We start from the raw sequence: 14110 nt of genomic DNA on the forward strand, positions 1-14110 counted from the left end.
AGGCAAATTATGATTTACCTTAGGTTGGTGGCTATGGGGTTTAACGACATTTCAGAAGGAAGTCTCCCACTTCTATAAGTGAGAGTATAAATCTCATTCTGAAGTCGTTAATACTTCAGCTCCACAGGAGATGATTTAACCCTATTATAAAACTACTTTGCTAAGTAGTTGTTTTTCTCTTTCAACTACATTTTTTTCAAGAGCAGATACTTTTTTTTCAAATGCAGCTACAAACTCACTATCATTGATTGAGGATAGATTTATTTTTACATTGTAAAGAGCTGATAGAACTGCACTTCTTGCCATCATAGCTGATACAGCACCATCAGTTACTGCATTTTTATTTCCGTGTTTTATTGCCTTTTCTGAGTAATCCATAAGTTTATACGCATCTTCTGCTATCTTGTATGGAGTCTCTGATGCATGCTTTAATGCATTTTGAATAGTTGCTTTTCTTGCGGATTTTTCTTCATCATTGTTTTTTGGTAATTTGAAGGCATCCATTACCCCATGAAAAGCCTCTGAGTCTGCATCGATATACTCTATAAACCTTTCTTTATATTTGTTGGCTTGTTCATAAACTTCTTTCATCGTGATTTCGCAATCTTCATAACCTTTTTTGCCAATGGTTAAACTTGCAACCATTGAAACAAGTGCTGCTGCAGATGCAGCTGATAATGCTGCAATGCTTCCACCTCCTGGTACAGGACAGTTTTGGGATGTTTGGTCAATGAATTCTCTAACACTTTTATCAACTAATAACATAATAATTTGCTCCTTTCTCTATCTTTTCAACATAATATACGCATATGTCTAAAATAATCCTGTTATAACTCCATTTTCATCTATATCCATCTTCTCTGCAGCACTAACCTTAGGAAGTCCTGGCATAGTCATTATATTGCCAGCTTCGCATACAATAAATCCTGCACCTGCAGATACTCTTACAGTTTTTATTGTAATCTTAAAGCCTTTTGGACCTCCAATAAGCTTACTGTCATCAGATAGGGAATATTGAGTTTTAGCAATGCATAGGGGCATCTTATCAAGACCTAATTCTTCAAGCTTTTTCATCTGCTTTTTAGCAGTTGCTTCAAACACTACTGTATCTCCACCGTATATTTCCCTAACAATTGTGTTGATTTTTTCGCTTATAGAACTACTTACATCATAAATAGGTTTAAAGTTTGACTCCTCTGTTTCCACAAGGGTTATAAGCTTTTGGGCCATATCAACTCCGCCTTCGGAGCCCTTAGACCATACTTCATTAAGGGCTATTTCAACTCCGAACTCTTTACATTTTGATATAAGAAGTGCTATTTCTTTTTCTGTATCGTTACTGAATCTATTTACAGCAACCATTACAGGTACATTAAACTTTCTTATATTTTCAACTTGCTTTTTTAGGTTCTCAAATCCACTATCAAGAGCTTCAAGATTTTCTATTCCTAAATCTGATTTAGCTACTCCACCATGCATTTTCAGTGCTCTTATAGTGGCAACTATAACTGTAGCGGATGGTTTTAACTCTCCATATCTACATTTTATATCAAAGAACTTTTCTCCACCAAGGTCAGCACCGAAACCTGCTTCAGTTACTAAGTAATCACAAAGTTTAAGACCAAGCTTTGTAGCTATAAGGCTATTACAACCATGAGCTATATTAGCAAATGGTCCGCCATGAATTATTGCTGGTGAATTTTCTAATGTCTGAACTATGTTTGGCTTTATAGCATCCTTCATCAAAAGGGTCATCGCTCCATTAATTTTAAGATCTTTTGCAGTTACTGGATTACCATCCATGTTATAAGCTACTATTATTTTACCGAGCCTATCTTTAAGATCCATTAAATCTTTAGAAAGACAAAGAATAGCCATAACCTCTGATGCAACAGTAATCATGAAACCATCTTCTCGTGGGAATCCACACACCTTTCCACCAAGACCAACAACTATATTTCTAAGAGATCTGTCATTCATATCCATAACTCTTTTAAATGCAATCTGCCTAATGTCTATCTTAAGGCTATTACCTTGATGAACATGATTATCGATTGCTGCAGCAAGTAAATTATTTGATGCAGTTATAGCATGCATATCTCCTGTAAAGTGGAGGTTAATATCTTCCATAGGAACTACTTGGGCATATCCGCCACCGGCTGCTCCTCCCTTCATCCCAAATACGGGACCCAAAGATGGCTCTCTTAATGCTATACATGTCTTCTTACCTATTCTATTTAAAGCATCTCCAAGACCAATAGCAGTAGTTGATTTTCCTTCACCTGCTGGAGTTGGAGTAATTGCTGTTACAAGGATTAGTTTTCCATCCTTTTTATCCTTTAATCTATCAAAAATACTTAAAGAAACTTTTGCCTTGTACTTACCATAAGATTCTAATTCGTCATCTTTAATTCCTAATTTTTCAGCAATGTTTGCAATGGGTAGCATTTTACACTTTTGAGCTATTTCAATATCACTTGGAACAATATTCATATAATTCAGCTCCTCACCGTATTTGATTTGATTTTTGAGTCCTTATTCTGAAAGTTTCTTTTCAAGTATTTGATTTATATCAAAATTTTCTATTTGAAGATAATATTCAGCACAGTCTATTAATGCTTTCATAGGAACCAATCCAATAACTTCACTACCAACAACTGGTACTCCATATCTCAAAGCTTCCATTTTAACCATTTCATGGGCCCTATACACAGCGGTTTTTTCATAATTTACAAGATTCATAGAAATTTGAACTATATTTCTTTCGCAAAGCTTAACTCCCATGGCCTTTACAAATCTAAGTCCTCCGCCTATAAATCTTATCTTTTTAGCAATAGCAGTTGCTATTTCCATATTGTCTGTGCCTAAGTTTACATTGTATGCTACAAGTGGAAATCTTGCACCTATAACTGTACAACCACTTTTTTCATTCATTTCACAGGGACCAAAATCAGGCTTCCATTCTGGAAGTTTTATTTTTTCAAAGAATCCTTCGTACTGACCTTTTCTAATATTAGCAAGATTTGTTCGTGCCTTGCAAGTAGCTGCATCTTCATAAAGATAAACAGGAATATTTAATTCTTCTCCAACCTCCTTTGCAAGCTCTTTAGCCATTTGAACGCATTCTTCTGTAGTAACATCCTGAATTGGAATAAATGGCACAACATCTGTAGCTCCCATCCTTGGATGAGCACCTTTTTGAGTTCTCATATCTATAAGTTCTGATGCTCTTTTAATTAGCTGGAAAGCCGCCTTTTTAGCGTCTTCAGGGGTAGCAACAAATGTAACGACTGTCCTGTTATGGTCTTTATCTGAAGAGTAGTCAAGTAATTTTACATTTTCTGTATTTCTTACCTCGTCAACTATGCTTTCAATTATTTGCTTATTTCTGCCCTCGCTAAAATTTGGAACACATTCAACTAATTTTACCATAATATTATCTCCTTTACTATTTAAGATTAATTATACATTAACAACTACATTCCCATTTTTAATTACTGTCTCTACAAGGTTTATGCCTGTATTATATGGTATAAAATTATAAGAAGGATATTTTAAAATAACAATATCGCCATTTTTACCAGGGTCGAGGCTTCCAATAGAATCTGCTCTACCGATTGCAGCTGCACCGTTTATTGTAAGTGCTGTTATAGCCTCTTCAATACTCATATTCATATATATAGCTGCCACTGCAAATACCAAAGGTATTGAGTATGTAAAGCAGCTCCCTGGATTAAAATCTGATGCCAGTGATACTGCGCAGCCGCTATCAATCATTTCCCTTGCCCTTGCATATGGCTCTTTTAAGCAAAAGGCAGTACATGGAAGGAGAGTAGAAATTACTTTTTTCTCTGCCATGGCTTTTATTCCATCATCTGACGCATGCAATAGATGGTCGGCTGATATTGCTCCAACTTCTGCTGCAAGCTCAGAACCCCCAAGGGTGACTATTTCATCCGCATGAAGTTTAAGTTTAAAACCCATTTCCTTTGCTTTTAAAAGAAGTTTTCTTGATTCATCTACAGAAAAAACTTTGTCTTCACAAAAAACATCGCAAAACTCTGCAAGATTTTCTGCTTTAACCACAGGGAGTACCTTCTTTATAATGAAGTCAATATACTCATTATTTTTCCCTTTGTATTCAAGTGGAACTGAATGTGCGCCTAAAAATGTAATTGCGAGGTCCATAGCATGAGCTACATTAAGTCTCTTCATAACCTTAAGCTGCTTTATTTCTGTGTCGAAATCAAGGCCATAACCGCTTTTACCTTCTACAGTTGTTACTCCAAGCTTAAGCATGTCATTAAGCCTTTCAAACCCCACATTATAAAGTTCTTCTTCAGAGGCATTCCTTGTTGCGTTTACTGTGTTTTGTATTCCGCCGCCTCTCTCCATTATATCCATATAGCTGTCTCCATGGAGTCTCCAAGCAAATTCATCTGCTCTGTAGCCACCAAATATAAAATGAGTGTGAGAATCTACAAATCCTGGAAGTACACATTTGTTAGATGCGTCTATAACTTCATAATCTTCTTCATTGTAAATTTTCAATATTTCTTCTGTAGTATTAACAGCTTTAATTATACCACCTTCAATTACAACGGCTCCATTTTTAATGGTATGAATATTTTTCATTTCTTCACCGTATTTTGCCTTGCTGCCGCTGCATGTAACAAGCTCCGCGGCATTTTTTATAAGTAAGTTATTTTTTTTCATAAATGCATCCCTCTCGAATATATTACTTATCAAAATATTTGCTAACTGTATCCTGTATAAGTTTTTCATTTGTTAAATAAGGAATAGTAACATGGTCCGTGCCTTTATGTGTATTGTTAAATTCTATAACTGTTTCTATAGAATGTTCATTTCTTGCCCATGAACGTCTTGCAACTCCACCCATAACATCCCATGAAAGCGCAGATTTGATTATTTCATCTACTCTATAACTTCCATCAAGTACAAGCCCGAATCCTCCATTTATTGATTTCCCAATTCCTACACCACCACCGTTATGAAGCGCTATAAGACTCATACCTCTTGCTGCATTTCCAGCATAGCACTGTACAGCCATATCTGCCATAACGTTACTTCCATCTTTTATATTGGAAGTTTCTCTAAATGGTGAATCAGTACCACTTACATCATGATGATCTCTACCCATCATAACAGGTCCTATCTCTCCATTCCTTACCATCTCATTAAATTTAAGAGCTATTTTTATTCTTCCGGTAGCATCTTGATAAAGTATTCTTGCTTTGGTACCAACCACAAGATTGTTCTTTTCTGCATCTCTAATCCAGTTGTAGTTATCTCTATCCTGATATCTTCTATTTGGGTCTATGCATTCCATTGCAGCATGATCAGTTTTTGTTAAATCTTCATTCTTTCCACTTAAGCATACCCATCTAAATGGTCCATAACCATAGTCAAATAGTTGAGGTCCCATTATATCTTCTACGTAAGATGGGAATATAAAGCCATCTTTTTCATCTATTCCATTTTTAGATATTTCCTTAACTCCAGCATCATAAATTGCTTTCATAAATGAATTGCCATAATCAAAGAAGTAGGTTCCCTTTTCAACTAATGTTTTTATAAGTTCAAAATGACGTCTTAAACTCTTGTCAACCAATTCACAAAAAGTAGTTCTGTCTTTTGCAAGAAGATTTGTTCTTTCCTCGAAGGTTACTCCCTTAGGGCAATATCCACCTTCATATGCTGCATGGCAAGATGTTTGGTCAGATAATAAATCAATCTTTTTGTTGTTTTTCACTGCATACTCCAGCAAATCAACTATATTTCCGTGATATGCAATTGACATTGGCTCTTTCTTTTCCAAATATTCTTCAGAAATTTTGAATACCTCATCAAGGTCTGAAGATTGCTTCATAACCCATCCTTGCTCAAGCCTTGTACTAATTCTTGATTCATCAACCTCAGCTACGATGCCTACACTGTTTGCTATTTCGATTGCTTTTGGCTGAGCACCACTCATACCGCCCAAACCTGATGTTACAAATATATGTCCTCTTAAATCACCATCATTTGGAATTCCGAGCTTCATTCTACCTGCATTTAATAAAGTATTGTAAGTACCGTGAACTATGCCTTGAGGTCCTATATACATCCAGCCACCCGCAGTCATTTGTCCATAATTTGCAACACCCATTTCTTCTGCTATTTCCCAATCCTTTTGATTATCGAACATGCCTATCATTAGTGCATTTGTAATTATTACTCTTGGTGCTTCAGGTTTTGATTTGAAAAGTCCAAGAGGATGTCCTGATTCTAAAACCAATGTTTGGTCTTGAGTCATTATTTCTAGATATTTTTTTATAAGTCTATATTGCATCCAATTTGGACATACACTTCCTGTTTCGCCGTAAGTAACAAGCTCATAAGGATATAAAGCTACTTCAAAATCAAGATTATTATCAATCATAACTTGAAAAGCTTTACCCTCAGTACATCTTCCTTCATATTCATCTATTGGTTTTCCATATATTCTACCTTCGGGACGAAACCTGTATCCATATATTCTGCCTCTTGTAGTAAGCTCGTCCATAAACTCCGGTATAAGCTCCTCATGATACTTTTCTGGAACATAACGAAGTGCGTTTTTAAGTGATATTTCTGTTTGTGATTTTGAAAGGTGGAAGCCTCTATCTGGAGCTCTCCTTATTCCCTTAATAAATTCAGGCATATTAGGTAAACAATCATCTAAAGAAACTGTCATTGCATTTTTTATATCAATATTATTAATCATTACTGATCACTCCCCTCTTTATTATCATAGCTTAATACTAAATCGTCATTAAAATGTCTATTTTTTTACTTTATTACTTTTCTTTCATTAAGGCGTTTAGTAAATCTATTTCATAATTATCCTTTGAGGCAGTTAAAAATTTAATACTATTTTCACAATAGGATTGCAAATTTTCATTCAAGTATATATTAAAAACTTTATTTAACTTATCATTAGTTTTCATTTCACTTTTAATTTGAGCTTTTACCATATATACTAGTCCCATTTCATGAGGATTCTTTAACAATTTTGAATGCAAATCTGAATTTTTTAAATATTTTAAGGCACTTTCATAATTTCCTTCACTAATTATTATTTTAGACATAAAGGCCTCTACAATAGACTTTTCCCACATTAAATCGAATTGTTTATATATATCCATGGCCCTTTGGAAATATTTTTTCGCCTCAGGATACGCACCCATATTGAAACATGTTTCACCAGCGTTTATATTAAAAATAGAAAGACTGGTAAATACATTTTTTTCTTCGCATATTTTTATTGCTCTACTGAAAAATGCTAAAGCCTCTTTAAATTTCATGTTTTGTCTTCTTATATCTCCTATGTAGTTGTAAGCGGCTGCTATACTCAAGGCATATTTATCAGCTACATTTTTAGTTACATTAAAGATATTTATAGATTCATTAAAGAGTTCTTCTGCTTCACTATATTTTCCCTGCATTTTTTTATATAATGCTTTAAATCGTAGAAATACGCCTATTTCCATATGATAATTACAATCTGCTGCTTTATCTAAACCGAGATTTACATATTTTATCATATCATCAATATTATTGGTCTGTATACAATAATATATCATCTGCTTATACCCTTCTATAGAGTAATCTGAATCATCAATTTCATTAGCTTTTTCTATCATTTCACTTATGAACTCAACGCCTTTTTCATAATTACCTTCTCTTATAAGATATCTTCCTTTAATGTGTAAAAATTCTATCTCTAATTTCAGAACTTCTTTAGAATTTTTACAGTCATTTTTTACTTTTAATAGTAGAATTTCTATCTTCTTTATGCTTTTAATGGTTTTATTATTGCTAAAATATAAGTTATTATAAAAATTAACGTCCTTATAATATAGTACTGGATAAAGTTCATGACTAAAATTCAAATATACATTTAAACTTTTTATACTATATTTCAATGTTGATAAATTATTATCTGCATTTGAAAAATGATAAACAAGTTTATTATAAATGTTTATATCGGTTCTATTATTTGCTAAGGTTTTTTCTATAATATAGCCTATTTTATTATGAAGAATTCTTCTTCTTGCCAAGGATTGATTAATATAAATGAATTCTCTTAACTTTTGATGAGTAAACATGAAGCTTATTACATTATTGTTAGTAACTTCTTTTAATATGAATTTATTTTCAAGCTCTTCTATTTCATCAATTATCTTAAGTTCATCTTCTCCTGTAAGTTCATGTAAAATATATAAAGGGATTTCATCAAAAAATAAAGATGAGATTCTTAAAATGTTTTTGCATTCTTCTGAAATATCTAAAAGCCTGCTTTTCATTATATCCTGCATTTTAGAAGACATAATATTTATATTACTATTAAATTTTATAGTATTAATATATTCTGTTAAAAAAAATGCATTTCCTTCAGTTTCGCTGTATATTTTATTTAATATATCTTTATTGAAATGATTTTTTGGAAGACCAATTTTAATGAAATTTTCAACTTCATCATTATTAAATCTTAATAAATCCATCATTAAAATCTTATTACGTTTATTTGCTGAAACTAAGAATTTATCTATTTCGATATTGTATTCATTTCTATATGTCATGAAACACAAAATGTTAGCATGACCATGTAAAATTATACTGCTTAAAAATGTTAAACTACCATAATCAATCCACTGTATATCTTCAAAAATAAGTATTATTTTCTTTTTGTGTGCGATTTTAGTAAGTATATTAGTTATTATATTTCCAATGACTTCATATTTTAATGTATATTTACTATCTAAAACCTTAATGCTTTGTTCCTTATTATCTAATTCATCAATCTCCGAAAGACAATTTTCTAAAATGTTTTCCCATAAAGTTGGGATTTTTATATTTTTATTTTTCATAATTTCAGAAAGTTTGGACAATATAACAGTCCATGGTTTTAAAATGCAACCATTTTCAAACTGAAAACAATAAGTTTCTAAAATATAGGTTGTATCCTCATCTACTATTTCTATAAATTTATCTTTCAGTCTTGTTTTTCCTATCCCAGCTTCGCCTACCAAAAATACGGATTTCGAAGGTTCATTTTTCATGAAATTTTTGTAATTATTTTGTAATATCCTCAATTCATTATATCTTCCATAGAAAAATTCATCGGTGGTTTTATTACTTTTAATTGTATTCATAATATCTATTACTTCATTAACTATATGTAATATTTTATCATTAAGAGAAATGGATAATTCATCTTTAAATAATTTCTTAACATTATTATATGTTTCAATTGCTAGGTTATACTTACCTTTATTTTTATAACTTTCCAGTAAGTATATATAAGCATTTTCATTGAATTCATCTATTTTTATCAATAGCTTTGAATATTTTTCAACAATATCATAATTATTATTTTGTAATTCCTTTTTTATCTTTTTATTCAATTTATCAATATACATACATTCCAAATTTTCACGCATTTCTAGCAGCCAAATTTCAAAATTTTCTGCATTTTTAGGGCAAAATCCCTGTAGAAATTCTCCCTTAAAAACATCTATTTCATTTTCATCACTCATAAAGGTATATATATCTACGTCTATTTTTATATCTGGATTGAGCATAATTATTGATTTTTGAGGGGATACCAATACCGGAACATTAGAGCATTTATTTATTTTATAGATGGCATTTCTTAGATTCTTTTTAGCATTACCTTCTTCTTGATTAGCCCAAAAAAGTTCTGAGAGATGTTCTCTGTTATCTTGTTTATTTAGTAGTAAATAACAAAATAGGCCTTGAGCTTTACTGTAGGGTAAGAATATTTCTTTTTTATTGACAGTTACGCAAAAATTACCAAACATTTTACAATATATATAATCCATCGAATCACTCCCGTATAATGCCATAAACTTTCTTATACAAATTATACTACAATATAAATAAAATGCCAAAATAAGATTACGGGTGAGATTTTTATGTGGAATTTCTGGATTAATAGATGTAATATAGACGTAAATAGTAAAATCCATATAAATGAAAGTGTAAAAAGGTAAAACATGACTATGACAAGGGGTAGAATGTAGTTATATGGTAAAAACTTTAGTGAGCTAATAATGTGCAGTATATACTTAAAATTTTTATCAAATTTAATTAATAATTTATAATAGACACTTATTTGACGCTTGGATGTTATTATATGATTTATAATAAAAATAAAAAAGGAAGTGATAACGATAAAGTTGCATTTCATTAAAGTAAATCCAGTAGAAAATATGACCGTTTTTATTTTAGATCCTGTACGGAGACAATTTCATATCAATGTTGCTAATAAAATTATGGATTATGGAAGCATTCATGCTGAACAGGTTGGATTTATAGAAACTCCTTGTACAGAAGAAGGAAAGAGTAGGAACTGTATTAGACTTCAGATGATGGGAGGCGAGTTTTGTGGAAATGCGGTAAGGTCATTAGCAGTAGTTTTGGTGGACAAGGAGTATCCTTGTGTGGAAAAGGAAAATGAAAAATTTATTGTTCCTTTAGAAGTATCGGGATTTAACGGAGTAATAAATTGTGAGGTAGAGCGTTTAAAAAACAACAATGAATATAATTCTAAAATTAGTATGCCTTTGGTTAAAGAGACTAAAGATTTTTATATTAACTATGATGGAACCGTTTACAAGTGCGTAATCGTAGAGTTTCCAGGGATAATTCATTTAATAGTAGATTGTAAAGGGATATCTGATAAAGAAGGTTTTTTTTATAAAGTAAAAAGTAAACTGGAATACACAGGGTTTGATGCATTAGGGGTTATGTTTTACGATTATGAAAAATCTTACATGGATCCATTAGTATATGTTAAGGGAACAGATAGTTTATTTTGGGAAAGAAGTTGTGCTTCAGGTACTGCCGCTTTAGCGGTAGCATTAACTCAAAAACAAGAAAGAAGCTTAGATATTTTAGTTAAGCAGCCGGGGGGAGAGCTTCAAGTAACAACTGAATGGTATAATGAATGTATAAAAAAAATTTACTTAAATGGTAAGGTAAAAATTGTTGCTGAAGGTGAAGTTTATCTATAACAATTAACCACGAGGAGGAAATATATGTTATTATTTAACCCAGTTGTTGTATCAGTTATTGTAATGATAGTTTTATGTCTTTTTAAACTTAATGTGCTGCTGTCTATATTAATCGCAGCTATGACAGCAGGCTTAGTTTCCGGTATGTCTTTGGGAGATACTATGGGGATACTCATTGGAGGAATGGGTGGAAATGCTGAAACTGCATTAAGCTATATATTACTTGGTGCATTAGCAGTTGCAGTAAATAAAACTGGACTAGCAGGAATCTTGGCTAAGAAAATATCAAAAATTGTTGGACAAAAGAAGTATGTATTTATATTATTATTAGCTTTTTTAGGATGTTTTTCTCAAAATCTTATACCGGTTCATATAGCATATATTCCAATATTAATACCACCGCTACTTTTATTAATGAATAAACTTAAAATAGACAGAAGAGCAGTAGCTTGTGCTCTTACATTTGGATTAAAGGCTCCATATATTGTTTTACCAGTAGGATTTGGTCTAATATTCCATGGTATTATAAGTGCCGAAATGACTAAAAATGGTATGCCTGTAATGACAGCTGATGTAGCTAAAGTACTATGGCTTCCAGGTATTGGAATGCTTATAGGTCTTCTTGTAGCTGTGTTTTATACTTATAGAAAACCAAGAGAATATAAGGATATTGAAATAGAAGGCATGGAGGCAATTGAAGATGGAGACCTTAAAATGAATTCAAAACATTGGCGTGTTCTAATTGGAGCTGTGTCTGCATTTGTAATTCAAGTTCTTACAGGATCTCTTCCTCTTGGAGCATTGGGGGCATTAATTATAATATTTGTTTCAGGAGCAGTTAAGTTCGATGATGTTAATGGATTACTTGATGGTGGAATTAAAATAATGGGTTTAATAGCATTTATAATGCTTGTGGCATCAGGTTATGGGGATGTTCTAAGAAAAACTGGAGCGGTAGAAGCTTTAGTTGCATCTCTTGCAGGCATGGTTAATGGAAGTAAACTGGCAGGTGCAGTTTTAATGTTACTTGTTGGTTTATTAGTAACATTGGGTATAGGAAGTTCATTTGGTACTATTCCTATAATAGCTGCAATTTACTGTCCATTATCAATTAAACTTGGATTTTCTCCACTAGCTACTATAGTTCTAATAGGTGTTGCAGCAGCACTTGGAGATGCAGGTTCACCAGCATCAGATAGTACACTTGGACCAACATCAGGGCTTAGTGTAGATGGTCAACATGATCACATTTGGGATACGTGTGTACCGACGTTCTTACATTATAATATACCACTTATGATATTTGGTGTTATAGGAGCTATGATATTCTAATTTAAATAATGGCAGTTTTAGTTCAAATAAATTTATAATAAATTTTTAGGAGGAATAAAAATGAAAGAAATACTTTTGACAGGAAATGATTTAACTTTAGAGGAAATGGTATCTATAGCTAGAGAAGGTTGCGCGGTTTCGATAAAAGAAAGTGCTATAGCAAGAGTTATAAAATCAAGAGCAATAATTGATGATATAGTTGAAAATGAAAGGGCGGTTTATGGTGTAACTACAGGATTTGGTGAATTTTGTAATGTGAGTATTTCTAAAGAAGATTGTAAAACACTTCAAAGAAATTTGATTTGTTCACATGCTTGTGGATATGGTCCTAAATTTTCAAATGATGTTGTACGAGCTATAATGCTTTTAAGAGCTAATGCACTATCAAAAGGATTTTCAGGAATAAGACCTGAAACTTTACAAACACTGATTGAAATGATTAATAAAGGAGTTTATCCAATAATTCCTGAAAAAGGATCTTTAGGAGCATCAGGAGATTTAGCACCACTTGCACATATGGTTTTACCTATGATTGGTGAAGGTGAAGCAGAGTATAAAGGAGAAATATTACCAGGCAGGGTCGCTATGGGAAAAGCAGGAATTCCTATAATAGAACTTGATGCTAAAGAAGGTTTAGCGCTTATAAATGGTACTCAAGTTTTAACTGCAACAGGGGCTTTAGCTACTTATGATGCTATAAAGTTATTAAAAACTAGTGATATATCAGCGGCTTTATCAATGGAAGCTTTAAGAGGAATTACAGATGCTTTTGATCCAAGAATTCATATGCTAAGACCACAGCCAGGACAATTAGCAACAGCAAGAAACATATTAAAACTAGTTGAAGGTAGTACCTATGTAACAAGACAAGGTGAAGTAAGAGTGCAGGATGCTTACTCACTAAGGTGTGTACCTCAAATTCATGGTGCAAGTAAGGATGCTATAAACTATGTAAAAGCGCAAGTTGAAAGAGAAATAAATTCAGTTACAGATAATCCTATAGTAACAGAAGAGGGAGATGTAATTTCAGGAGGTAATTTCCACGGAGAACCTATGGCATTAAGCTTTGATTTCTTAGGAATTGGATCAGCTGAAATTGCGAATGTATCTGAGCGAAGATTAGAAAGATTGATTAATCCTCAATTAAACGATTTACCAGCATTTTTAGCTAAACATGGTGGATTAAACTCAGGATTTATGATTACACAATATGCAGCAGCAGCTTTAGTATCTGAGAATAAAATATTAGCTCATCCTGCATCAGTAGACTCAATACCTTCTTCAGCTAATCAAGAAGACTTAGTTAGTATGGGAACAATAGCAGCAAGAAAGGCTAGGGATATAGTTGATAATGCATCTAGAGTAGTTTCAACAGAAATATTAGCTGCATGTCAAGCTATAGATTTCAGAAAAGAATCTGGATTCAAACTTGGTAAAGCAACTCAAGAAGCTTACAATTTAGTTAGAAAAACTGTAGACTTTATAGAGTATGATATAGTTATGTATAAAGATTTAGATAAAGTTACTGAACTTGTTAAAAGCGGAAAATTATTAGAAGCAGTAGAAAAAGTAGTTGAAATAGAATATTAATATAAACTAGATCAAAAAAGGGGATGTCCCAAAGTAGAAAGTAATTTCTATTTTGGGACATCTCTTTTTTGCAAAAATAAAAATGGATTCCTAAGAATCCGCTTTTC

The 14110-nt window shown here is 32.4% G+C and carries 9 protein-coding genes; 3 read left to right on the forward strand and 6 right to left on the reverse strand.

The window, feature by feature from the left end; all coding sequences use genetic code 11:
* Nucleotides 1-144: 144 nt before the first annotated feature.
* The 6 genes from ACWJJ7_RS12190 to ACWJJ7_RS12215 all read right to left on the reverse strand — a co-directional run bounded on the left by ACWJJ7_RS12190 (nucleotide 145) and on the right by ACWJJ7_RS12215 (nucleotide 9887).
* A complete protein-coding gene (locus tag ACWJJ7_RS12190) occupies nucleotides 145-765 on the reverse strand; it encodes a cyclodeaminase/cyclohydrolase family protein (protein ID WP_462962338.1) in 621 nt (206 codons plus the stop codon).
* A gap of 48 nt (nucleotides 766-813) precedes the next feature.
* Nucleotides 814-2493 carry a formate--tetrahydrofolate ligase gene (locus ACWJJ7_RS12195; protein WP_462962339.1) on the reverse strand — a complete coding sequence of 560 codons (1680 nt, stop codon included), beginning with the start codon at nucleotides 2491-2493 and terminating at the stop codon, nucleotides 814-816.
* Nucleotides 2494-2535: 42 nt separating this feature from the next.
* A complete protein-coding gene (ftcD, locus tag ACWJJ7_RS12200; protein WP_462962340.1) occupies nucleotides 2536-3432 on the reverse strand; it encodes a glutamate formimidoyltransferase in 897 nt (298 codons plus the stop codon).
* A gap of 30 nt (nucleotides 3433-3462) precedes the next feature.
* Nucleotides 3463-4716: an imidazolonepropionase gene (gene hutI / locus ACWJJ7_RS12205; protein ID WP_462962341.1), complete on the reverse strand. Its 1254-nt coding sequence runs from the start codon at nucleotides 4714-4716 to the stop codon at nucleotides 3463-3465.
* A gap of 22 nt (nucleotides 4717-4738) precedes the next feature.
* On the reverse strand, nucleotides 4739-6766 hold the full coding sequence (locus ACWJJ7_RS12210) for a urocanate hydratase (RefSeq protein WP_462962342.1): 2028 nt from the start codon (nucleotides 6764-6766) through the stop codon (nucleotides 4739-4741).
* A 73-nt stretch (nucleotides 6767-6839) separates the two neighbouring features.
* Entirely contained in the window at nucleotides 6840-9887 is a 3048-nt protein-coding gene (locus ACWJJ7_RS12215) for an AAA family ATPase (RefSeq protein ID WP_462962343.1), read from the reverse strand.
* A gap of 342 nt (nucleotides 9888-10229) precedes the next feature.
* Here ACWJJ7_RS12215 and ACWJJ7_RS12220 point away from each other — a divergent pair, with 342 nt between their 5' ends.
* From ACWJJ7_RS12220 to hutH, 3 genes are read left to right on the forward strand one after another with little or no spacing between them, the layout of a single operon-like run.
* Nucleotides 10230-11081 carry a hypothetical protein gene (locus tag ACWJJ7_RS12220; RefSeq protein WP_462962344.1) on the forward strand — a complete coding sequence of 284 codons (852 nt, stop codon included), beginning with the start codon at nucleotides 10230-10232 and terminating at the stop codon, nucleotides 11079-11081.
* A gap of 24 nt (nucleotides 11082-11105) precedes the next feature.
* Nucleotides 11106-12413 (forward strand): Na+/H+ antiporter family protein, encoded by a 1308-nt coding sequence (locus tag ACWJJ7_RS12225; protein WP_462962345.1) that lies wholly within the window; start codon nucleotides 11106-11108, stop codon nucleotides 12411-12413.
* Between the two features lie 60 nt (nucleotides 12414-12473).
* Entirely contained in the window at nucleotides 12474-14003 is a 1530-nt protein-coding gene (hutH, locus tag ACWJJ7_RS12230; RefSeq protein WP_462962346.1) for a histidine ammonia-lyase, read from the forward strand.
* Nucleotides 14004-14110 lie beyond the last annotated feature (107 nt).

This window comes from Clostridium sp. CM042 (assembly GCF_055080995.1).